Genomic DNA, 20,370 nt, shown 5'->3' with positions numbered 1-20,370 from the left:
CGAACGTACGCTCGAAGCATGTCGACCATCAGCGTCACCGACGCGTGCGCGAACCTCTCCGAACTGATCATCCGCTCACGCACCGAGACTGTCGTCCTCGTGCGCCGAGGACGTCCGGAAGTCGTGCTCATCAGCCCCGAGCAGTACGAGCGAATGAGAGACGCTCTCGAGGACGCAGAAGATGTGAAGGCCTTCGACGCGGCGCTGGCGGAGGACGGCGACGACATCCCCTGGTCAGAGGCGGAGGCGGAACTCGGCCGTCTGCGAGCGGACGAACGACCTCAGTCCGGAGATGCGGAGGTCGCACCCCGAACCAGCCGTCAACCAAGAACGGCCCGCCGAAGCGGGCCGTCCTGTTCTGTCTCAACCAGAGTGCGCCCGGAGGGATTCGAACCCCCAACCTTCTGATCCGTAGTCAGATGCTCTATCCGTTGAGCTACGGGCGCAGTCCATCGCGTGGCCTTGGGGGGCGCACGCAACGAGGTACGACTATACACATCGGGGAGCCCCTCCGCGAATCGAGCGGGCGCCCGCCCGGGCCCGCGTACCGTGGCAGTCATGGAGGCCGCCGCGATCGAGCTCGTGCGCTTCGTCGTCTCGCCGCTGCACCGGTTCGAGGGGCGGCCGGCGGACGGCCCGATCCCCTCCGAGGGCAACGAGCAGCCCGAGCGGATCGAGATCCGGGCGGGACTCGGCATCGTCGGTGACCGCTACTTCGCCCAGCGCGCGCACCGGACGGCCGCGGTCACCCTCTTCGCGATCGAGTCGCTCGAGCACGTCGCGGCGGAGCTCGGCCGTGCCGCGTTCGACCCCGCCGACACCCGCCGCAACATCATCGTGCGCGGCGCCGACATCGACGCCCTCGCCGGCCGCACCTTCGCGGTGGAGCAGGGCGGCGAGCGGATCGAGTTCCAGGGCGGCCGCCCGGCCAACCCCTGCGCCTGGATGGACGTCTCGCTCGCGCCCGGCGCCTTCAAGGCGATGCGGCGGCGCGGCGGCGTCCGCTGCACTCCGCTCACCAACGGCCTCCTCCACATCGGGCCCGCCCGGCTGATCCTCCACCGCTCCGAGGACATGCTGATCTGAGCGGATCGGCCAGCGCCTAGGCTCTCCCCCGACCCGTTCCCGCCAGGCCGCTGCGCCGCCACACCCGAGGAGGCGCCCGTGCCCTACCCCGGCCGCCCCCTGCGCGCCCTCGCCTCGAGCGTCCGTCACGGCCTGCGCGACGTCTTCTCCACCACGCGCTCCCGCCGGCGCGACCCGCGCCGCCGCTACAAGAACACCGACGTCTCCGTCCTTCGCGTGCGCCGCGGCGACGTCTACGCCCGCGTCAACACCGTCGGCCACACTGGCGAGCGCACGTTCGTCCTCGTCCCGGGCATCGGCGTCGCCGCCACCTACTTCGAGCGGCTCGCCCCGGCGCTCAACGAGTTCGGCCCCGTGCACGCCCTCGACCTGCCCGGCTTCGGCGGCGTCCCGCACCCGCCGAACGCCCGGCACATGACGATCGGCGACTACGCCGAGCTGGTCGGCGCCGTCATCGACGACCTCGGCCTCGACGACCCGGTCGTCCTCGGCCACTCGATGGGCACTCAGGTCGTCGCCGAGCTCGCCGCGCGCCGCCCCGAGCTCACCACGATCGTGCTCCTCGGCCCGGTGATGAACCCGCACGAGCGCCGCATCCCCGTCGCCGCCTGGCGCTTCGCCCAGTCGAGCGTCCGCGAGCCGGTGCAGGTCGCCGTCCTCGCCGCCGCGGCCTACCTTCTCTGCGGCCCGCGCTGGTTCTCGCGGGTGCTGCCCGAGATGATGCAGTACCGGATCGAGGACGTGCTGCCGAGGATCCGCGCCTCCACGCTGGTCATCCGCGGCGAGTTCGACCGCCTCGTCCCGAGGGAGTGGGCCGAGGAGGTCGCCGAGTCGATCCCGCATGCCCGCGCGTGGGAGATCCCGGACGCCTCGCACTCCGTGATGCACGCCCACGCGGAGGAGGTCGCCCGGCTCTGCGTCGAGCACGCCCGCGCCCCGCAGCCCGACCGCGACGAGGCCGAGCTGCGCCGCTTCCCGGACGACGAGGTCGACCGCTCGCAGGAGGACGCCCCGATCGAGGACCCGCTCGGCGCGATCCGGGGAAGGGTGACCGAGCTCGCCGGCATCCTCGTCGACGACGACTCCCTCATCGCCGAGGGCAAGACCCAGCACGCCGAGGCGACCGACCCGGCCGCCCTGCAGGAGTCCGACACCGACGCGGGCGACGGCGATTCCGGCCCCGACCTCTTCGACGCCCCCGCCGCCGCGCGCTGACAGCGCGGCCCGCTCAGGACTCCTCGCCCACGATCTCCTCGCGGATGCGCCGCAGGTCCTCGGCGAGCGCCCCCAGCAGGATCCAGTGCTCCGGGTGCGGCGTCACGATCACCAGCGGGGCGGTGAGCGCCGGCAGCTCGTCGGTGATCGGCTCCGGCTCGGGCACCGCGACCGAGGACTGCACGAGCAGCCGCAGGTCGTGCGCCGCCCGGTGCAGCTGCACCGCGATGTCGCTGATCGTCGGCTCGCCCACCAGGTCCTGGTCGTAGAGGTCGTGCACCGTGCGGGTCATCCCGCGCACCCGCGTGACGATGCGGGCCAACCGCGGTGTGACGGAGTCCAGCGCCAGCAGCCGGTCGCGGTGCGCGGAGCGGCGCGGGTTCAGCCGCAGCGACTCCTCCCCCGTGGCGATGGCCTCCTCCGCCTTGGTCTGCATGGTCTGCAGCAGCCGCGCGTTGATCAGCAGCTCGCTGAGCCGCTCCCGGCCGACCTTCGTCTCGAGCACGTCCCCCAGGTCGTCCAGAGCCGCGGCGAGCTGCGCGGTGAGGTCGCCGACGGCCCGCTCCGCCGGCGCGAGCGTGATCGGCGGGACGATCAGCGCGTTGACGACGATGCCGACCGCCGCGCCGATCAGCGTCTCCAGGATGCGGTCGACGGCGTAGTTCGGCGTGACCGAGCCGACCGAGAGCACGAGCATCGCGCTGATCGGGATCTGCACGGCGGAGGCGGGCGTCAGCCGCACCGCCCAGCCCACCGCGATCGCGGCGACGATCGCGCCGAGGACGATCACGCTCTCGTCGCCGAAGAGCGTGCCGATCAGCGAGCCGACGACGACGCCGATGATCACGCCGACGCTGCGCTCGAGCGCCTTCGAGAACGACTGGTTGACGCTGGGGGCGACCACGAGCAGCGCCGCGATGGCGCCGAAGACCGGCAGCGTCCCCGGGAAGATCAGGGCCGCGATGATCCAGGTGACGACGGTCGCCGCCGCCGTCTTGACCAGCTGCAGCACCGGCGGCCGCGTGTCCACGGTGAAGCTGGACGTGAGGCGCATGGCTCCACGGTAGCCGCGGCGCGAAGGCGCGGTCACTGCTTCGGCGCCGCCTCGATGCTCGCGAGCACCGCACGCAGCCCCTGGGCGGCGTCCTCCCGGAGCGACTCGGGCACCGCGGCCAGCAGCTCCCGCTCCACGTCGAGCACCTCGGGGAAGGCCGCGTCGACCAGGGCGGTCCCCTCGTCGGTCAGCGCGATCAGGGCGCCGCGCCCGTCCGCCGGGTTCGCGGTCCGCAGCACCAGCCTGCGGCGCTCGAGCGCGTGCAGCCGCTTCGTGACGGCGGGAGCGGAGGCGAGGCCGATCGTCCGCAGCGTCGTCGGCGACTGCGGCGCGGCCAGCCGACGCAGCGTCGTCAGCACGTCGAATTCACCGCGGGTCAGCTCGAAGGCCGCGAGCCGCTCCTCCGTCGCCCGCACTAGCAGGGCGGAGGCCCGGATCAGCCGCCCGGCGATGTCGACGGCCGTCGTGTCCAGCTCGGGCCGCAGCCGGTGCCAGCCCGCCCGGATCTCGTCGACGGCGTCCGGGGCGCCATCCGCGGCGTCATCGGGAGACCTGCTCGACACAAGATGATTCACGAGTAAAGTATAACTGGTTCACCCGTGAACGACCTCTCCGGCCGGTGCCGCTCGGATCCACCCGCCGACCCGAGGACTCCGATGCCCGCCACCCCCTCCCTCCGCAGCGCACTGCCGCATCCCCGCGAGCTCGTCGCCTTCGGCCCGCACGACGGCGCCCACCGCGTCGCCCTGCGCGCCGGCGTCTCGATGGCCGTGCCACTGCTGGTGCTCTGGGTGTTCGGCCGGACCGACCTCGCGCTCTACGCGACCTTCGGCGCCTTCACCGCGCTCTACGGCCGCCGGCACACGCACCGCCCGCGCCTGCTGATGCAGGCCTCGGCCGCCGCCTACCTCGTCGCGATGGTGACGATCGGCACCGCCGTCGCCCTCTCGCCGCAGCGCGACTGGCTGATCATCCCGGTGGTGACGCTCGCCGCCGTCGGCGCCGCCTACCTCAGCGACGCCCTGCACTGGCACCCGCCTGGTCCGCTCTTCCCGGTGTTCGCCGTCACCGCCTGCGCCTCGGTGCCCGTCGAGGCGACGCGGATCCCGGAGGCGTTCGCCCTCGCCGCCGCCTCCGCCGCCTTCTCGCTGCTCGTCGGAGTGAGCGGGATCGCCGCACCGCGCGCCCGCCTGCTGCCCGCGACGCCGTGGCGCCCCTCCTTCCGCGCCGCCGCCGCCCGCCCCGCGACCCGCGCCGGGATGGTCCGCTTCGGCGCCGTCGTGCTGATCGCCGGCGCGATCCCCACCGCGACCGGCCTCGGCCACCCCTACTGGGCGATGGTCTCGGCCGTCGCCGCCGTCTCGGGCGCCGACGCGACCGCCCGCCTCGTCCGCGCGGGCCACCGGATGCTCGGCACCGTCGTCGGCGTCGCGATCGCCGCGGCGCTGCTCGCGCTGCCGCTGTCCCCGCTCGCCACGATCGGCGTCGTCGTGCTGCTGCAGATGCTCGCCGAGCTGGTCGTCGGCCGCAACTACGGCCTGACCCTCGCCCTGATCACCCCGCTCGCGATCCTGATGGTCGAGCTCGCCCACCACACCGACGAGTTCGTCCTGCTGCGCGATCGCGCCCTCGAGACCGCGATCGGCGTCGCCGTCGGCGTGGCCGCCACCCTCCTGTCCCACGCGATCGCCACCCGCACGCACAGCGGAACCGCCGCCACCCGCTGACCGCCGCGCGCCTGCGGAGCACATCGCCCAACTCCAGATCTGCTCCAGATTCAGACACGATCTGGAGCAACGGGGCGCTCGGGTGGGGACCACAAGCGGACCGTCGTGCGGCTCCCCCAGCAGAGCGATCGCGCGTCCGGGCACGACGGAACCCCCGGTCGGCTCGCGCTGACCGGGGGTTCCACCGGCGGGGGTCGGCGGGCACCGGACCCGATGGGCCCGCCCGCCCCCGCACGAGGCGTGGAGTCGCGCGGCGGTTTCCCCCCACCGCGCGACCCTCACGCCTCAGCTAGGCGACGAAGCTCCACTTCTGGTGGTTGCCTCCGTTGCAGGACCAGGTGCCGAGCTGCCGGCCCGCGGTCGTGCTCTCGTCGGGCACGTCGAGGCAGGCGCCGCTCGCGCGGTTGACGATCGTCTGACCGCTCACCTGCCACTGCGTCGTCTGCCCGGACGTGCAGGGCGCCTGCACCAGCGCGCCGCCGGAGCCCGAGGTGCCGGACTGTGCGAGGCAGAGCCCGCTGTGCTGCGTCTGGAACTGCACGTAGCCGCCGGCCGAGGCGCGGGCGAACACGGCGTTCGACCCGTTGCCGCAGGTCCACTGGACGACCTTCGAGCCGGTCGTGGTCGAGTCGTCGGCCACGTTCACGCAGAGACCGCTCGACGCGGACTTGATCGTCGACCGCGGCAGCGCCGGAGCGGCGTTCACCGTTCCCGCCGCGGTGTCGATGACGACCCCGTCCACCTCGGGCATGGCGACCGAGGTGTTCGTCGGGAACCGCAGCGGCTGCCAGACGTAGCTGGAGTCGTTCACCGCGCCGTTGTTCGCGCCTGCCCAGCGGTCGCCCATGTAGAGGTAGGACGTGCCGGCCGTGCCGCTGATCGTCGCCACATAGGTCGGCTGCGAGCGGTTGCCGGTCGGCCCGCCGAAGTCGGTCGGCGTCGACCAGGGACCGGTGATCTTCGTGGCCGTGGAGTACTTGTTCTGGTTCGGGCTCCAGCCGGTGGTCCCGGACGAGAGCGCGAAGTAGACGCCGTTGCGCTTGAAGATCGTCGGCGCTTCGCGGGACTGGTTCTCCCAGTGCAGGCCCTGGAACGACTCGACGTTCGTGTAGGACGCGTTGAGCTTGAAGATCGCCGTCGACGCGTTCGTCGTGGGGATGGCCGTCGACGAGAAGAGGTACGCCGACCCGTCGTCGTCCTGGTAGACCGTCATGTCGCGCGACTCGTAGCCGAGCGGCCGGAAGCTGCCCTGGTAGGCGTAGGAGCCGTCGATCGTGCTCGACGTGGCGACCGCGGTCCGGCCCTCCCAGTAGTTCTGCCCGTTCTCCCAGTGCATCCAGAGCACGTACTTCTGGGTGGCGGCGTTGTAGACGAGCTTCGGCCGCTCGATCGTGGAGACGTTCAGCTCCGGCGCCGAGTTCTTGGTGAGGATGTCGCCGCGGAACTCCCAGTTCTTGAAGTCCGTCGAGCGGTAGAGCGGGACCGAGATGAACCGGTTGTCCGCGTCGGTGCTCTGACCGACCCAGTAGTAGTACTGCCCCACCTTGAGCAGCCCGGCGCCGTGGCCGTGGATCGGCTGGCCCTGGGTGGTGAGGAACTGCGTGCCGTTGGTGACGGTCTGCGGGGCCGCGGTCGCGGGCGCCAGGCCCGAGACCGCGACCAGCGCGGCGGTGGCGAGCGCCATGAGCGCCAGCCTGATCCGTCCTCGTCGTTTCGTCATTGAAACTCTCCTTCTAGTTGAGGGTCATCGAAGGGACGACCCACGTGGTGGTCGACATCGCGGGAGCGGACGCCGTGAACCGGTTGCCGGCGAGCGCGGCCGAGGGCAGCGCCGCGAGGTCCTGGGAGCCGCTCGTGCGCACCCCCGAGGCGGTCGCGGTGGCGGGAGCGAAGCGGGTGAGGTCGTAGGTGACCGTCGCCGGCGTCGAGGTGGTGTTGACCGTGACGAGCACGACGCGCCGGCCGGCCTCGTCGTGGAAGGCGACGGTGTCGTTGTCGCTCACCCCGATGACCCGGTAGCCGCGGCGGACGTACCGGCTCCACTGCGCCATCGCCCAGAACTTCTTGTTGCGCGTGTACTTCGACAGGTCGGCGGACGCGTTGTTGAGGTCGGTGTCGAGCATCCCCCAGCCGCCGGAGTCGACCGCCTGCCAGTAGGCGAACGCACTCGCGCCCAGCCACTTCACGTCCCAGAGGATGTTCTGCGAGAGCGCCATGCCGCTCGCGTCGCCGTTGCCGTGCTCGGAGTCCCAGATCCGCACGCCGCGCGCCGCGGTCTTGAAGCCGGTCCGGTCGGAGCCCTCGTAGCTGTGCACGTTGTACTGGCCGACGAGGCCCCGGGCCTGCGAGGACCAGCTGTTCACCGTGTCGCGGCCGACGTCGATGCTCGTCTCGTCCGATGCCGCGATCCGCGTCGGCGACCCCTGCCGGGCGAGCTCGTCCGCCAGGGCCTTGAGCATGATCGCCTGATTCGCCGGGTACATCCGGTTGCCCTCCTGGCGGTTGCCGAAGGTCCAGTAGGGCGCACTCGGCTCATTCACCGGCGACAGCGTGCGGAACGGGACGCCCCACGAGGTGCGGAAGCGCTCGTTGACGGTGACGAGGTACCGGGCGAAGGCCGCGTAGCTGTCGGTGCGCAGGTTCTCGGCCGCGTCCCTGCCCCCGGTGACGCTGCCCGAGACCGTCATCCACCAGGGCGGCGAGTTCGCGAACGACTCCGCGAGGAACTCGCTCGCCGGGATCCGCGACTTCGCCGCCTGCAGGAACCAGCGCTGATTCGGGTCGGCCGACCAGTCGTACGCCGCCGTGGCGGACGCGAGGTAGCCGGGGATGCGGGCGCGCAGATCCATGTGCCCGGGGTAGGCCGGGTTCTCGCCGCCGCCGATGTTGTAGCGGACGATGTTCAACCCGAGACCCTTGTCGCGGTCGAAGAGCAGATCGGCGTACGTGTCGCGCACGGTCGCGGTGCCGCCGATCCGGTGCGCGAACCAGCAGAGCGCCGTGCCGAAGCCCTCCCACACGGGTCCGCGCTGCGCCGGGTCGACGACCGCGGTGCCGGTCGCGGCGTGTGCGGGCGCGGCGCCCGATCCGGCGACCGCTGCCACCGCGCTCGACAGCGCCGCCGTGCCCGCGAGGGCGAAGAGCCCTCTCCTGTCCGTCTCCATGGGTACCTCCTCGTACCGTCGTGCGACTCCGGTGCCGCCCGGATGTCCACGTCAACATCGTTTCGAGGAACGTAACATGACAACGCAACCACGACCCGCACACAGTGATGGTCGTTCGATGCACGGTGTGCAGCGAGGGCGGTCGTCGCGAGAAGCAGCGCACCAGGCTCCCCGCGGCGCAGGTGGGATCAGCTCACAGAACTAGTCGACCCTGTTGCCCCTGACTGCTGAGACGACGAGCGCACCGGAACTGATCACCGCCGGCACGAAGCCGAGCAACGACTCCGCCGGAAAGCCCTGAACGATGAGCACGACGCCGGCTGCGAGGCCCCCGATGGCGAGAAGCTGCGCCCCGAGGGTTCCGACGATCACACCGAAGGATTCCGCCCTGGTGAGCCGAGTCAGCGCTCCCGCGCGAGCGTGTTCGTTCGCGACATGCGCATCGACGATCTTCTCGGCACTGCCCGAAACGACGCGCTCGTATCCCTCGATCCTCGCGACCGGAGGGAGAGGACCTCGAAACGATCGGCTTCGTGCGATCGCCTCTACCGTGCCGGAGCGCTCGGACTCTTCTTCGATTTCTGCGTCGAGCGTTCGATCGACGAGACCACGGTCGGCGTCGGGTGACCAAGCGCCTTCTTCCTCTCACTCAGACGACGTCTGTCGCCCGTCGCTCCCACGAACGCGCCGTGCGTCAGGCCCCTGATCGCTGCTCGCGCTGTCGGTGTCATCTGCCAGACCTGCGTCCTTCACCATGCCAGAGGCAGCTCTCGCCATGTCGACGACCGAGAGCCCAGGCAAGGATGTCATCCGCTCGACCGCCGACACGGCCGGCTGCGCCCCAGGGAGGAATCGCCCTTCGTCTTTGTGCGACTCATCAGCGAAAGGCACGGGAACGACAGAACCCCCGGTCGGCTCTCGCTGACTCGGGGGTTCTGACTGGCGGTACCGGTGGGATTTGAACCCACGGTGGACGCAAGCCCACACATGTTTTCGAGACATGCTCCTTCGGCCGCTCGGACACGGTACCGAGGACGAGTGTACGCGAGGCTCAGGAATCCCGCCAATCGGCGCGGGAACCGCGACCGGGCGCGGGTCGGACCGCAGAGCCGCGGCTCAGGCGGGCCCGGGCAGGAGGAAGGCGAGCACGCGCTCCCACTCGGAGACGGCGAGCAGGTGGCCGCGACCGGGCACGACCTCGAGGCGCGAGTCCGGCAGGCGGGCGGCGTACCACTCGCCGTGCAGGCGGCCGACGGCGGCGTCGTCCGCGCCGTAGAGGAGGAGCGCCGGGGCGTCGACCGTCTCGACCGCGAAGCCCCACTCCTGCAGGGTGTAGCCGACGATGTCCGCGGCCTGGCCGAGGTTGCCCTGGGCGACAGCGCGCTCGAGCATCGCCAGGATCCGCTCGCGGACGCCGGGCGCCTCGAGCACGTCCGCGTCGGCGGCGTCCCCGCCGAGCACGCCGAGCAGCGACTCGGGGCTGGGCGACGGACCGAACGCCGTGTCGAGCGCGGCCGCGAGGGAGCGGACGGCCTCGTCCAGCGGCAGCTCGCGCAGCTGCTCGAGCATGGCCCGGTTCTGCTCGCCGACCCATGGCACGGCGTCGTCGGGCGCGGGCGTGCCGAGCACGGCGACGCGCTCGACGAGGCCCGGGTAGTTGGCCGAGAGGGCGAGGGCGACGCGGCCGCCCGCCGACCAGCCGGCCGCGCTGACGGAGGCGATGCCCACGGTGGCGAGGTACTCGGCGATGTCAGCGGCGGCCTGCTCCGGACTCGCGCCGGCGCCGGCACCGGCGGGATCGAGATCGGTGAGCAGCGCCGAGGCGCCGTAGCCGGGGCGGTCGAACGAGAGGAGTCGCACGCCGTGCCGGGCGGTGGCCGCGGGGTCCGGGTCGAGGCCGGCGGCGCCGGGCGCCGGGTGCGCGAGCACGACGACGTGCTCGGCGCCCTCCGGGCCGGACCAGGTGACTCCGAGCGCGCGGCCGGACTTGAGGGTGTGCACCGTCGAGGACATGGGCTCAGTCTTCCGCAGACGACCGACACCGCCTGCGCGCCGCTCGGGCACCCGCAGGACTCCTCCCCCGCGAGCCGGGTGGACGCACTGTCCACCGTCCGGGCGCGGCGCGTCGCGGTGTCGGCGGCACCCGCTATCGTCGAAGACACGTTCGAAGGAGCGCTCCGATGTCGGAGGCCGGCCGTAGCGTCGCCGGTGCTCCACTCCCCCCGCACTCCCCCCGGCCCGGAAGGACCCCATGGCCTCCTCGAAGACGCGCACCGCCGCCTACCGCTGCTCCGAGTGCGGCTGGACGACCGCGAAGTGGGTCGGCCGCTGCGGCGAGTGCCAGCAGTGGGGCTCCGTGATCGAGAGCACCGAGCGCACCGGCCTCGTCCGCGCGGTCGCCGCCGTCGCCCCCACGGCGGCGCGGCTCGCCAAGCCGATCACGCAGATCGAGACCACCTCCGCCGCGCACCGGCCCACGGGCGTCGGCGAGCTCGACCGCGTGCTCGGCGGCGGCATCGTCAACGGCGCCGTCGTCCTCCTCTCCGGCGAGCCGGGCGTCGGCAAGTCGACCCTGCTGCTCGAGGTCGCCTCCCGCGCCGCAGCCGAGGGTCAGCGCGTGCTCTACGTCAGCGCGGAGGAGTCCGCCGCCCAGGTGCGGATGCGCGCCGAGCGCACCGGCGCCATGCACGACAGCCTCTTCCTCGCTGCCGAGACCGACCTCGCCACGGTCCTCGGCCAGATCGACGAGGTCCGGCCGGACCTCCTCATCGTCGACTCCGTGCAGACCGTGGCGAGCGACACGGTGGACGGCCTGCCCGGCGGTCCGAGCCAGGTCCGCGAGGTCGCGGCGACGCTCATCCGGGTCTGCAAGGAGCGCGCTCTCCCCCTCGTCCTCGTCGGCCACGTCACCAAGGACGGCTCGATCGCCGGTCCGCGCCTGCTCGAGCACCTCGTCGACGTCGTCTGCCACTTCGAGGGCGACCGCCAGACAGCGCTGCGCTTCGTCCGCTCCCTCAAGAACCGGTTCGGCCCGACCGACGAGGTCGGCTGCTTCGAGATGACCGCCGAGGGCATCGCCGAGATCCCCGATCCGAGCGGCCTCTTCCTCAGCCGCACCCGCTTCCCCACCCCGGGCATCTGCGTCACCGTCGCGATGGAGGGGCGCCGCGCCCTGCCCGTCGAGATCCAGGCCCTCGTCATCGCGAACGACGGCGACCACCCGCGCCGCGTCACCAACGGTGTCGACGCGTCGCGGGTCGCGATGATCCTGGCGGTGCTCGAGCGCCAGGCGGGCATCCCGCTGCGCCGCTGCGACGTCTACGTCTCGACCGTCGGCGGAGTGAAGCTGATGGAGCCGGCCGCCGACCTCGCCATCGCCGTCGCCATCGCCTCGGCGCACGCGTACACGCCGCTGCGCCCCGGGATCGCGGCCTTCGGCGAGATCAGCCTCTCCGGAGACATCCGCCCGGCCTCCGGCGCCAAGCAGCGGGCCAACGAGGCCACCCGGCTCGGCCACCCCTCCCACCTCGACTCCAGCGCCTTCACGCTCTCGAGCGCGATCACCCACGCCCTCGTGCCCGTGCCCGCCCGCATCCCGGTCGGCTGAGGGCGGCACGCCGAGCCGCACGCCGCGCAGGCCCCGCGAGCGGCGGCACCGAGCGGGCTAGACCCCGCCTCCGCCGCCGCCTCCGCCGCCACCGCCGGAGCTGCCGCCGCCGCCCGCGCCTCCGCTCGACGAGCTCGACGACGACCCGACGTAGCTCGACGCGGACGAGGAGAACGACGCGACGCTCCCCGCGAACGCCGCCGTCTGAAATCCGTTCCGCCCCGCGTACCAGCCCGGGCTCTCCCCCGTCTGCTCGTACGCGCTCGCCAGCGCCGCCGACCACTCCTTCTCGAGACCGAGGAGGACGGCCCACGGCAGCAGCCGCTCGGTGACCTCGACCACCTCGATCGGCCCGACGCTGCGACGGTCGGCGCCCCGGGGCGACTGCAGCATGGCGAAGCGGTCGGCCTCGGCCAGCCGCAGATACAGCGTCAGCCCCTTCAGGTGATCGCGCAGCTCCGCGCCCGCCGCCGTCAGCGGCACCTTCGCGAGGAGGACGCAGATCGCGGCGCCCAGCGCGACCGCCACGAGCACCAGGACGAACGGGAGCGGCCCGCCGAGCTTCCCCACCAGCAGCAGCGCACCGCCCAGGACGGCGCCGATCGACGCGACCACCGCCAGCAGGGCCAGGAGCACCGAGCCGCGCACCGTTCCCGGTCGCCGCAGCCCCTCCTGCGTCACCCGCTTGGACATCCCCGTCTGGAACGCCGACACGGCCTTCCCGAGCTCCTTGTCCTTCTCGCTCAGATCGCGGACCTCGCCCGGCCGGGGCGCCGCACCGAAGGCGATGTCGAAGAACTCGCGGTCCACGGGAGGGATCGCCCGCGGCCGGCCGGCGCGTCGCGGCGAGGCCGTCGCGGGGTCGAGCACCCGGAGCAGGAAGGCCGGCTTCTTCGCCGACCCGCCCTTCGCCGACTCCTTCTCCTCGACCCGGACCAGGCCGCGGACCGCCGCGTCCAGGAGCGCCGCGGCCGGCGCGTTCCACGACCTGCCGCGCAGGGCCGCCGAGAGGAAGAGCCCCTGGGCGGGCGGCTCGTACTCGGCGATCACCGTCGGACGCCCGGGGGCGTCGCGCAGCACCGTTGCCCGCCGGTGGACCGCCGCGACGAGCACCCCTAGCAGCACCAGCAGCGACCCCAGCTGCACCCACGCCCAGGCGGAGGCGAAGTAGCCGTCGTCGCGCGGCGTGAAGGTCCCGGGAGCGAAGCCGACCGCGACCGTCACGTTCTCGTACGCCGCCAGATCGGTCCCGCTCGCGGTCACCACGGCGCCGTCGCGGCCAATCGAGCAGCCGTCGGTGGACCCGGCCGCGCCGCGGTAGCAGGCGGAGGTGCCGGTCGCCGCCTCGGCCAGGCCGTCGGCGAGCCGGATCCGGACGTCGTAGCGGTCGAAGGGCTGCCGCCACTGCGTGCCGTTCGCGTCCCAGTAGAACTCGTCCTCGCCGCTCCTCGTGCCGGAGCCGGGCAGCGTCACGTCGTGCTGGGTGTAGGTGAAGACATAGGTCTGACTGCCGCTGACGAAGCCGTCCGCGGCACTCGTCACGAGGAGGATCCCGTCCTCGGTCTCGGTGTCGACGGGCCGCGTCCGCCCCTCTCCGTCCGTCACCGACACCAGGTCGACGCCGGTCGGGTAGCCCTGGTATTCGAGCGGGATCGCCCGTTGCATCCCGCGGTTCTGGTCCTCGGGGAACTCTGCGACGAAGGTCTCGACCGTCGTCAGCGTCGAACGCCCCTCGGCGTCGCGGCCGAGGTCGTAGTCGACGGCGTAGCGGGAGAAGCGGAAGTCGTCCACGCCGCGTGCCGGCCCGCCGACGGGAGCGGCGCCGACGAAAGCCGCGGCGACCGGCTCGGCCTCGTGAACCGCCGCCAGCGGTCCCGCCGTCGCCGCGGGTGCCCCCGCCAGTGCGGCCAGGAGCAGCACCACGGCCGCTCCCCCCGGGAGCCCCGCTCCGCGCTCTCCGGAGCCCCGGCCCCTCGACGTCGTCGCGGACAGGAGCCGGCCGAGCATCCACATCATGTCCGCGAGCGTACGCGCGCGTGTCCCGCGCCACCTCCCCCTCAAGGGCGACAGCCGGGGCGCGATGACCGGCCTACTGCAGCAGGAACTGCGTCGTCGAGCCCGAGGGGATCCCCGCGACCGACACCGACAGGTTGTACGCCGCGCCGCCCGCCTCGACCGCCTCGCGCCCGCCGGAGCAGGTGTCGGCCGAGGAGCGGGTGCGGTCCCAGGTGATCGAGCTGCCCGTGACCGAGGTGCCCGCCTGCAGCAGGATCTCGAGGTCCGCCGCGCCCGTCTGGCAGTCGGTCGAGGTCCAGACCGGGTCCGAGCCGCTGGTGATCGTGAAGACCTGCCCGCTCGTCCCGGCGTTGATCACGCAGTCGGCGCTGGAGATGTTGGCGAGCGACAGCGAGAGCTGCGGCGCCTCGTCCGGCCCGTAGCTCGTCGCGTCGGTCACGGCCGTGACCGCGACGGTGTCCGCGGTGCAGGCGGCAGCGTCCGCGGGCGGTGAGCCCTCCGGCGCCGTCGACGGGTAGAGCGTCGGCAGCGCGGACGCCGTCGGACTCGCGCTCTCGGCGGCTCCGCGTCCGCCCGCCCAGGGCTGGAGCGAGACCAGCGCGGCGATCCCGGCGACGATCACCAGCAGCGCGAGGATCAGGCCGGCCCTCCGCCGCCGGTAGACCCGGGAGGGCAGGCGGCGGGGAGGCGGAGTCACCGACACAGGCTACGACGTGCGCGCGCTCAGAGCGTCTTGAGCATGCGGGTGTTGCCGAGCGTGTTCGGCTTCACCCGGGCGAGGTCGAGGAACTCGGCCACGCCCTCGTCGGGCGAGCGCAGCAGTTCGGCGTACACCTCGGGGTCGACGACCTTCTCACCGATCGGCGCGTAGCCGTGGCGCTCGAAGAAGCCGACCTCGAAGGTCAGGCAGAACAGGCGCTTCAGACCGAGCTCCCGCGCGTCGTTCTCGAGGCGCTCCAGGATGTGGTGGCCGACCCCGCGGCCGAGCCAGTCCTGCGAGACGGCGAGAGTGCGCACCTCCGCGATGTCGTCCCACATCACGTGCAGCGCGCCGCAGCCGATGGCCGTGCCCTCGCCGTCCTCCGCGATGCGGAACTCCTGCACCGCGCCGTAGAGCACCACGCGGTCCTTGCCCAGGAGGATGCGCTCGTTCACGAGCGGCTCGCTGAGCTCCTGGATGAAGGGGACGTCGCTCGTGCGCGCACGGCGCACCGGGTACTTCCAATCGGCCATCCGACAAGCGTACGGCCGAACGACGACGAGCCCGCCCCTCCGGAGGGAGGGACGGGCTCGCTGTCGTGCTGCGGCGCTCCTGTGCTACGCCATCAGGTCGGGCGTCGCCGGGCCGGCGGTCGCCGCTCCCGCCGTCGCGCCGGCGCTGATCGAGATGAGGCGCGGCGTCGTCGTGAAGACGAACTTGTTCTCGAGGAAGTCCACGTGCACGTGGTCTCCGGAGCCGAGCTGGCCGTGCAGGATCTGCTCGGACAGCTGGTCCTCGATCTCGCGCTGGATCGCGCGGCGCAGGGGGCGGGCGCCGAGGGCCGGGTCGAAGCCGACCTCGATCAGCCGCTCCTTGGCCGACTGCGTCAGCTCCACCGTCATGTCGCGGTCGAGCAGGCGGTCGCCGAGGCGGCCGATGAACAGGTCGACGATCTGGAGCAGCTCCGGCTTCGACAGCTGCGGGAAGACGATGACGTCGTCCACGCGGTTGAGGAACTCGGGCTTGAAGTGCTTCTTCAGCTCCTCGTTGACCTTGCCGCGCATGCGGTCGTAGCCGGTGGCGTTGTCGCCCTCGATCTGGAACCCGACGGGACCACCGGCGATGTCACGCGCACCGAGGTTGGTGGTCATGATGATGACGGTGTTCTTGAAGTCGACGACGCGCCCCTGGCCGTCGGTCAGACGACCCTCCTCGAGGATCTGGAGGAGCGAGTTGAAGATGTCGGGGTGGGCCTTCTCGATCTCGTCGAAGAGGACCACGCTGAACGGCTTGCGGCGGACCTTCTCGGTGAGCTGGCCGCCCTCCTCGAAGCCGACGAACCCGGGAGGGGCGCCGAACAGACGCGAGACGGTGTGCTTCTCGCCGTACTCCGACATGTCGAGCGAGATCATCGCGTTCTCGTCGTCGAAGAGGAACTCCGCGAGCGCCTTGGCGAGCTCGGTCTTGCCGACGCCCGTGGGGCCGGCGAAGATGAACGATCCCGAGGGGCGCTTGGGGTCCTTGAGGCCGGCGCGCGTGCGGCGGATCGTGCGCGAGAGGGCCGCGATGGCCTCCTCCTGCCCGATGACGCGCTGGTGCAGCGCCTTCTCCATGAAGACGAGCCGCGAGGACTCCTCCTCGGTCAGCTTGAAGACCGGGATGCCCGTCGCCTGGGCGAGGACCTCGGCGATCAGGCCCTCGTCGACGACACCGGTCGCCTTGACGTCGCCCGACTTCCACTTCTTCTCGAGGCGCAGGCGCTCACCGAGCAGCTGCTTCTCCTCGTCGCGGAGCGACGCGGCCTTCTCGAAGTCCTGGTCCTCGATCGCGGCCTCCTTCGCGGTGCGGACGACGGCGATCTTGTCGTCGAACTCGCGCAGCTCAGGCGGGGCCGAGAGGATCGAGAGGCGCAGGCGCGCGCCGGCCTCGTCGATCAGGTCGATGGCCTTGTCGGGGAGGAAGCGGTCGCTGATGTAGCGGTCCGCGAGGTTGGCGGCGGAGACGATCGCGCCGTCGGTGATGGACACCTTGTGGTGCGCCTCGTAGCGGTCGCGCAGGCCCTTGAGGATGTTGATCGTGTGGGGCAGCGACGGCTCCGCGACCTGGATCGGCTGGAAGCGGCGCTCGAGCGCGGCGTCCTTCTCGAAGTGCTTGCGGTACTCGTCGAGCGTGGTCGCGCCGATGGTCTGCAGCTCGCCGCGGGCGAGCAGCGGCTTGAGGATCGAGGCGGCGTCGATCGCGCCCTCCGCGGCCCCTGCGCCGACGAGGGTGTGGATCTCGTCGATGAAGGTGATGATGTCGCCGCGGGTGCGGATCTCCTTCGTCACCTTCTTGAGGCGCTCCTCGAAGTCTCCGCGGTAGCGGGAGCCGGCGATGAGCGAGCCGAGGTCGAGCGTGTAGAGCTGCTTGTCCTTCAGCGTCTCGGGCACGTCGCCGCGCACGATCGCCTGGGCGAGGCCCTCGACGACGGCGGTCTTGCCGACGCCGGGCTCGCCGATCAGGACGGGGTTGTTCTTGGAGCGGCGGGAGAGGATCTGCATGACCCGCTCGATCTCCTTCTCGCGCCCGATGACCGGGTCGAGCTTGTTGTCGCGCGCCGCCTGCGTGAGGTTGCGTCCGAACTGGTCGAGGATCTGCGAGCCGCCCTGAGGCTGCTGCTGCTCACCGCCCACGGCGACCTGCTCCTTGCCCTGGTAGCCCGAGAGGAGCTGGATGACCTGCTGGCGCACCCGGTTGAGGTCGGCGCCCAGCTTGACGAGCACCTGTGCGGCGACGCCCTCGCCCTCGCGGATGAGGCCGAGCAGGATGTGCTCGGTCCCGATGTAGTTGTGGCCGAGCTGCAGCGCTTCGCGCAGGGACAGCTCGAGGACCTTCTTCGCACGCGGCGTGAAGGGGATGTGGCCGGTGGGCTGCTGCTGCCCCTGGCCGATGATGTCCTGGACCTGCTCGCGCACCGCGTCGAGCGAGATGCCGAGGGACTCGAGCGCCTTGGCGGCCACTCCCTCGCCCTCGTGGATCAGGCCGAGCAGGATGTGCTCGGTCCCGATGTAGTTGTGATTAAGCATCTTGGCCTCTTCTTGGGCCAGGACGACGACGCGCCGTGCGCGATCGGTGAATCTCTCGAACATGCTGTCACTCCCTACAGAACCCGCAGGGGTGGGCTCCGATAGCTCGACTGTAGCCAGCGCTCCCCCCGGTCGGACCCCCTGTTCGCCCTGGGCGTGAGGGGCTATTTCCATGCACAGGCATAGAGTTCAGGCATGAGCAATCTGGAGGAGCATCCGGACGAGCACGCGGTCGCCTCCGAGCCCGCCGCGACGTCGCCCGTGGAGATCCTCGAGGCGCGCCTCGTGCCGCTCGGCGGACCCCGCGCGATCGAGGTGCGGCGCACGCTCCCCCAGCGCTCGCGCTCCACGATCGGAGCCTGGTGCTTCGCCGACCACTACGGCCCCGTGCGCCTCGGCGAGGAGGCGGGCATGGACGTCCCGCCGCACCCGCACACCGGGCTGCAGACCGTCAGCTGGCTCTTCGAGGGCGAGATCGATCACCGCGACAGCGTCGGGAGCCACCAGCTGGTGCGGCCCGGCGAGCTGAACCTGATGACCGCCGGGCGCGGCATCTCGCACTCCGAGGTCTCCACCGGCGCCGAGCCCGTCCTGCACGGCGTGCAGCTCTGGGTGGCGCTGCCCGAGGAGGCCCGCCTCGGCGATCCGTTCTTCGAGCACCACCGCGGAGTGCGGGTCGCGCTGCCCGGCGCGGTGGCGCAGGTCTTCGTCGGCGAGCTGCTCGGCGCCTCCGTGCCCGCGAGCGTCTTCACCCCGCTCGTCGCGGCGCAGCTCGACCTGGAGCCGGGCGCGCGGGTCGAGATCCCGCTCGACATCGCCTGGGAGCACGGCGTGCTCGTGGACGCCGGCCCGGTCGGCGTCGACGGCGTGGACGTGCGGCGCTCCGACCTCGCCTACCTCGCGCCGGGTCGCGGCACGCTGGTGCTGACCGCCGGCGACGAGGGCGCCCGTGTCGTGCTGATCGGCGGCGAGCCGTTCCCCGAGCAGCTGGTGATGTGGTGGAACTTCGTCGGCCGCAGCCACGACGACGTCGCCGCGGCGCGCGAGCGCTGGCAGGACGACGTCATCGCGGGCGGCGACGCAGGCGGCCCGTTCGGCACGGTCGCGGGCTACCCGGGCAGAGCGCTGCCCGCGCCGACGCTGCCGACGGTCCGGCTGAAGCCGCGCCGGCGCGCCTGATCCGGCGCGCCGGCAGCGGCCGGGTCAGGAGGCCTCGGCCGCCTTCTCCTTCTCCTTCGCGGCGCGCTTCTCGGCCGCCTCGCGGTCCGTCGCCTCAGCGGTCTCGCGGAACGCGCGCCGCGGGTCCTGCAGCGCGCTCATCGGCGAGAGGTCGCGTCGGGAGACCGCGTCGATGATCCAGCCGGCGATGATCCGCCACTTGCGATCGAAGGTCGGCATCGCCGCCCCGTGGTACGCGCGGTGGGCGAGCCAGGCGGGCACCCCGCGCAGCTTCACGCCCTTGATCAGCCCGGCGCCCTTGCCGATCCCGTACTCGGCGACCGTGCCCACGGAGGCGTGGCGGTACTCCTCGACCGCGCCACCGGTGATGTCGCCGATGATGTTGCGCGCCAGCAGCTTGGCCTGCCGGACCGCGTTCTGCGCGTTCGGCGGGTAGTAGGCGGGCTGCTTCGCGGCGGTCAGGTCGGGCACCTGCGCGCCGTCGCCGGCGGCCCAGGCCGCCCCGACGGGCTCGCCGTCCTCCGTGATCACGCGCAGGCGCGCGTCGGCCATGACGTGGCCCTTCGGTCCGCGCGGCGCGTCCGTCGCGTCGAGGATCGGGTTCGGCTTGACGCCGGCGGTCCAGACGATCGTCGCCGCGGGGATCCGCTCGCCGCTGGAGAGCTCGACCACGCCGTCCTCGCAGGAGGGCATCGTCGTCTTCAGGTGCACGTGCACGCCGCGCTCGCGGAGGTGGTCGAGCGTCCAGACCGAGAGCTCCTGGCCGACCTCCGGCGCGACGCGGTCGAGCGCCTCGACGAGGTGCCAGGTGACGTCGCCCATCGACAGCGACGGCTGCGCGGCGAGGGTGCGGCGGCTGAGGTCGAGCAGCTCGCTGAGCGCCTCGACCCCCGTGTAGCCGCCGCCGACGAAGACGAAGGTGAGCAGGCGCCGCCGCTCGACCGGGTCGGTGGTCAGAGCGGCCTTCGCGATGTTCTCGATGACGCGGTCGCGCAGGTGCGCGGCCTCCTCGACGGTCTTGAAGCCGATCGCGTGCTCGGCGAGACCGGGTGTCGGGAAGGTGCGGGTCACCGCTCCGAGCGCGAAGACGACGTGATCGAAGGGCAGCGTGCGGCTGGTGCCGTCGATCGCCGCGACCGTCGCCGACCGGTCGGCGATGCTGACGCCGGTGATCGCGCCGCGCACGATCCGGGTGCGCTTGAGCGCCTGCACCAGCGGCACGGTGACGTGCCGGGGCTGGACGTGCCCGCCCGCCACCTCGGGGAGGAGCGGCTGGTAGGTCATGTAGGGGTTCGGCTCGACGACGGTGACGTCGATCGGCGTCGCCCCGCGGAGCTTCTCGAGGCCCCAGGCCGTGTAGAGGCCGACGTAGCCGCCGCCGAGGATGAGGATGCGCGTCGTTCTGCTCGCCGCCATGACGTTTCCCTTCTGAAGAGCCGGCCCGCGAGGACCGGTCGCCCGCACCGTGCTGAGGACGCTCCGACGCTACGCCGGGCTTCTCGGGCGGGCCAGGGCCTTGCGCACGGCGCGGCGACCCGCAAGCGCGAGCCGGGGGCG

At 72.2% G+C, this 20,370-nt stretch carries 18 protein-coding genes and 2 tRNA genes; 7 read left to right on the top strand and 13 right to left on the bottom strand.

Features of this window, described 5'->3' with window-relative positions; genetic code table 11:
* Window positions 1–18: 18 nt before the first annotated feature.
* The gene (locus HRK28_RS10075) at window positions 19–408 is read left to right on the top strand and encodes a type II toxin-antitoxin system Phd/YefM family antitoxin (RefSeq protein ID WP_173251330.1); all 390 of its coding nucleotides are present in this window, start codon (window positions 19–21) and stop codon (window positions 406–408) included.
* On the opposite strand, the gene HRK28_RS10070 is transcribed toward HRK28_RS10075, so the two are convergent.
* Window positions 374–446: transfer RNA gene (locus tag HRK28_RS10070), tRNA-Arg, on the bottom strand. The two genes, HRK28_RS10075 and HRK28_RS10070, sit on opposite strands and share 35 nt — an antisense overlap.
* 112 nt (window positions 447–558) lie before the next feature.
* Between HRK28_RS10070 and HRK28_RS10065 the strand changes: the two genes are divergently transcribed.
* Both HRK28_RS10065 and HRK28_RS10060 read left to right on the top strand, forming a co-directional pair.
* Complete coding sequence (locus HRK28_RS10065; RefSeq protein ID WP_173251328.1) at window positions 559–1,086, top strand: MOSC domain-containing protein; 528 nt, start codon at window positions 559–561, stop codon at window positions 1,084–1,086.
* A gap of 78 nt (window positions 1,087–1,164) precedes the next feature.
* On the top strand, window positions 1,165–2,301 hold the full coding sequence (locus HRK28_RS10060; protein ID WP_173251327.1) for an alpha/beta hydrolase: 1,137 nt from the start codon (window positions 1,165–1,167) through the stop codon (window positions 2,299–2,301).
* Between the two features lie 13 nt (window positions 2,302–2,314).
* On the opposite strand, the gene HRK28_RS10055 is transcribed toward HRK28_RS10060, so the two are convergent.
* A complete protein-coding gene (locus HRK28_RS10055) occupies window positions 2,315–3,355 on the bottom strand; it encodes an aromatic acid exporter family protein (RefSeq protein WP_173251326.1) in 1,041 nt (346 codons plus the stop codon).
* 32 nt (window positions 3,356–3,387) lie between these two features.
* Complete coding sequence (locus HRK28_RS20815) at window positions 3,388–3,930, bottom strand: MarR family transcriptional regulator (protein WP_173251325.1); 543 nt, start codon at window positions 3,928–3,930, stop codon at window positions 3,388–3,390.
* 81 nt (window positions 3,931–4,011) lie between these two features.
* Here HRK28_RS20815 and HRK28_RS10045 point away from each other — a divergent pair, with 81 nt between their 5' ends.
* Window positions 4,012–5,082, top strand: coding sequence for an FUSC family protein (locus HRK28_RS10045; RefSeq protein ID WP_173251324.1), 1,071 nt, complete (start codon window positions 4,012–4,014; stop codon window positions 5,080–5,082).
* A gap of 289 nt (window positions 5,083–5,371) precedes the next feature.
* Here the strand turns inward: HRK28_RS10045 and HRK28_RS10040 are convergent, their stop codons facing one another.
* The 3 genes from HRK28_RS10040 to HRK28_RS10030 all read right to left on the bottom strand — a co-directional run bounded on the left by HRK28_RS10040 (window position 5,372) and on the right by HRK28_RS10030 (window position 8,618).
* Window positions 5,372–6,802: an RICIN domain-containing protein gene (locus HRK28_RS10040; RefSeq protein WP_217274643.1), complete on the bottom strand. Its 1,431-nt coding sequence runs from the start codon at window positions 6,800–6,802 to the stop codon at window positions 5,372–5,374.
* A gap of 13 nt (window positions 6,803–6,815) precedes the next feature.
* Window positions 6,816–8,246 (bottom strand): glycoside hydrolase, encoded by a 1,431-nt coding sequence (locus HRK28_RS10035; protein ID WP_173251323.1) that lies wholly within the window; start codon window positions 8,244–8,246, stop codon window positions 6,816–6,818.
* Window positions 8,247–8,447: 201 nt separating this feature from the next.
* Window positions 8,448–8,618, bottom strand: a complete 171-nt coding sequence (locus tag HRK28_RS10030) for a hypothetical protein (RefSeq protein ID WP_173251322.1) — start codon at window positions 8,616–8,618, stop codon at window positions 8,448–8,450.
* A gap of 63 nt (window positions 8,619–8,681) precedes the next feature.
* On the opposite strand from HRK28_RS10030, the gene HRK28_RS10025 reads away from it, so the two are divergent.
* The gene (locus tag HRK28_RS10025; RefSeq protein ID WP_160090845.1) at window positions 8,682–8,873 is read left to right on the top strand and encodes a hypothetical protein; all 192 of its coding nucleotides are present in this window, start codon (window positions 8,682–8,684) and stop codon (window positions 8,871–8,873) included.
* Window positions 8,874–9,186: 313 nt separating this feature from the next.
* Here HRK28_RS10025 and HRK28_RS10020 read toward each other — a convergent pair.
* Together HRK28_RS10020 and HRK28_RS10015 are read right to left on the bottom strand one after the other, a co-directional pair.
* Window positions 9,187–9,276: transfer RNA gene (locus HRK28_RS10020), tRNA-Ser, on the bottom strand.
* Window positions 9,277–9,362: 86 nt separating this feature from the next.
* Entirely contained in the window at window positions 9,363–10,259 is an 897-nt protein-coding gene (locus HRK28_RS10015) for an alpha/beta fold hydrolase (RefSeq protein WP_173251321.1), read from the bottom strand.
* A 238-nt stretch (window positions 10,260–10,497) separates the two neighbouring features.
* Between HRK28_RS10015 and radA the strand changes: the two genes are divergently transcribed.
* Entirely contained in the window at window positions 10,498–11,853 is a 1,356-nt protein-coding gene (gene radA / locus HRK28_RS10010; protein WP_123705510.1) for a DNA repair protein RadA, read from the top strand.
* A 57-nt stretch (window positions 11,854–11,910) separates the two neighbouring features.
* On the opposite strand, the gene HRK28_RS10005 is transcribed toward radA, so the two are convergent.
* The 4 genes from HRK28_RS10005 to HRK28_RS09990 all read right to left on the bottom strand — a co-directional run bounded on the left by HRK28_RS10005 (window position 11,911) and on the right by HRK28_RS09990 (window position 17,697).
* Window positions 11,911–13,869: a DUF2207 domain-containing protein gene (locus tag HRK28_RS10005; protein ID WP_173251320.1), complete on the bottom strand. Its 1,959-nt coding sequence runs from the start codon at window positions 13,867–13,869 to the stop codon at window positions 11,911–11,913.
* A 73-nt stretch (window positions 13,870–13,942) separates the two neighbouring features.
* Window positions 13,943–14,566 (bottom strand): hypothetical protein, encoded by a 624-nt coding sequence (locus HRK28_RS10000; RefSeq protein WP_244231684.1) that lies wholly within the window; start codon window positions 14,564–14,566, stop codon window positions 13,943–13,945.
* 26 nt (window positions 14,567–14,592) lie between these two features.
* Window positions 14,593–15,102, bottom strand: coding sequence for an amino-acid N-acetyltransferase (locus HRK28_RS09995; protein WP_160090848.1), 510 nt, complete (start codon window positions 15,100–15,102; stop codon window positions 14,593–14,595).
* An 84-nt stretch (window positions 15,103–15,186) separates the two neighbouring features.
* Window positions 15,187–17,697, bottom strand: coding sequence for an ATP-dependent Clp protease ATP-binding subunit (locus HRK28_RS09990; protein ID WP_160090849.1), 2,511 nt, complete (start codon window positions 17,695–17,697; stop codon window positions 15,187–15,189).
* Between the two features lie 132 nt (window positions 17,698–17,829).
* Here HRK28_RS09990 and HRK28_RS09985 point away from each other — a divergent pair, with 132 nt between their 5' ends.
* Window positions 17,830–18,813, top strand: coding sequence for a pirin family protein (locus HRK28_RS09985; protein WP_173251319.1), 984 nt, complete (start codon window positions 17,830–17,832; stop codon window positions 18,811–18,813).
* Between the two features lie 24 nt (window positions 18,814–18,837).
* On the opposite strand, the gene HRK28_RS09980 is transcribed toward HRK28_RS09985, so the two are convergent.
* A complete protein-coding gene (locus HRK28_RS09980) occupies window positions 18,838–20,229 on the bottom strand; it encodes an NAD(P)/FAD-dependent oxidoreductase (protein ID WP_173251318.1) in 1,392 nt (463 codons plus the stop codon).
* Window positions 20,230–20,370: the final 141 nt, after the last annotated feature.

Origin of the sequence: Rathayibacter sp. VKM Ac-2835 (assembly GCF_013266705.1) — a bacterium.
Taxonomy (GTDB): Bacteria; Actinomycetota; Actinomycetes; order Actinomycetales; family Microbacteriaceae; genus Rathayibacter.
Note: the sequence above shows the minus strand (reverse complement) of the source record. Positions and strands in the feature narration are given on the sequence as shown.

Bases quoted from the DNA above. Each gene is read 5' to 3' on its own strand.
- HRK28_RS10075 (WP_173251330.1), top strand. From the start codon at position 19: ATGTCGACCATCAGCGTCACCGACGCGTGCGCGAACCTCTCCGAACTG.
- HRK28_RS10065 (WP_173251328.1), top strand. From the start codon at position 559: ATGGAGGCCGCCGCGATCGAGCTCGTGCGCTTCGTCGTCTCGCCGCTG.
- HRK28_RS10055 (WP_173251326.1), bottom strand. From the start codon at position 3,355: ATGCGCCTCACGTCCAGCTTCACCGTGGACACGCGGCCGCCGGTGCTG.
- HRK28_RS10045 (WP_173251324.1), top strand. From the start codon at position 4,012: ATGCCCGCCACCCCCTCCCTCCGCAGCGCACTGCCGCATCCCCGCGAG.
- HRK28_RS10040 (WP_217274643.1), bottom strand. From the start codon at position 6,802: ATGACGAAACGACGAGGACGGATCAGGCTGGCGCTCATGGCGCTCGCC.
- HRK28_RS10035 (WP_173251323.1), bottom strand. From the start codon at position 8,246: ATGGAGACGGACAGGAGAGGGCTCTTCGCCCTCGCGGGCACGGCGGCG.
- HRK28_RS10025 (WP_160090845.1), top strand. From the start codon at position 8,682: ATGCGCATCGACGATCTTCTCGGCACTGCCCGAAACGACGCGCTCGTA.
- HRK28_RS10015 (WP_173251321.1), bottom strand. From the start codon at position 10,259: ATGTCCTCGACGGTGCACACCCTCAAGTCCGGCCGCGCGCTCGGAGTC.
- radA (WP_123705510.1), top strand. From the start codon at position 10,498: ATGGCCTCCTCGAAGACGCGCACCGCCGCCTACCGCTGCTCCGAGTGC.
- HRK28_RS10005 (WP_173251320.1), bottom strand. From the start codon at position 13,869: ATGATGTGGATGCTCGGCCGGCTCCTGTCCGCGACGACGTCGAGGGGC.
- HRK28_RS09995 (WP_160090848.1), bottom strand. From the start codon at position 15,102: ATGGCCGATTGGAAGTACCCGGTGCGCCGTGCGCGCACGAGCGACGTC.
- HRK28_RS09990 (WP_160090849.1), bottom strand. From the start codon at position 17,697: ATGTTCGAGAGATTCACCGATCGCGCACGGCGCGTCGTCGTCCTGGCC.
- HRK28_RS09985 (WP_173251319.1), top strand. From the start codon at position 17,830: ATGAGCAATCTGGAGGAGCATCCGGACGAGCACGCGGTCGCCTCCGAG.
- HRK28_RS09980 (WP_173251318.1), bottom strand. From the start codon at position 20,229: ATGGCGGCGAGCAGAACGACGCGCATCCTCATCCTCGGCGGCGGCTAC.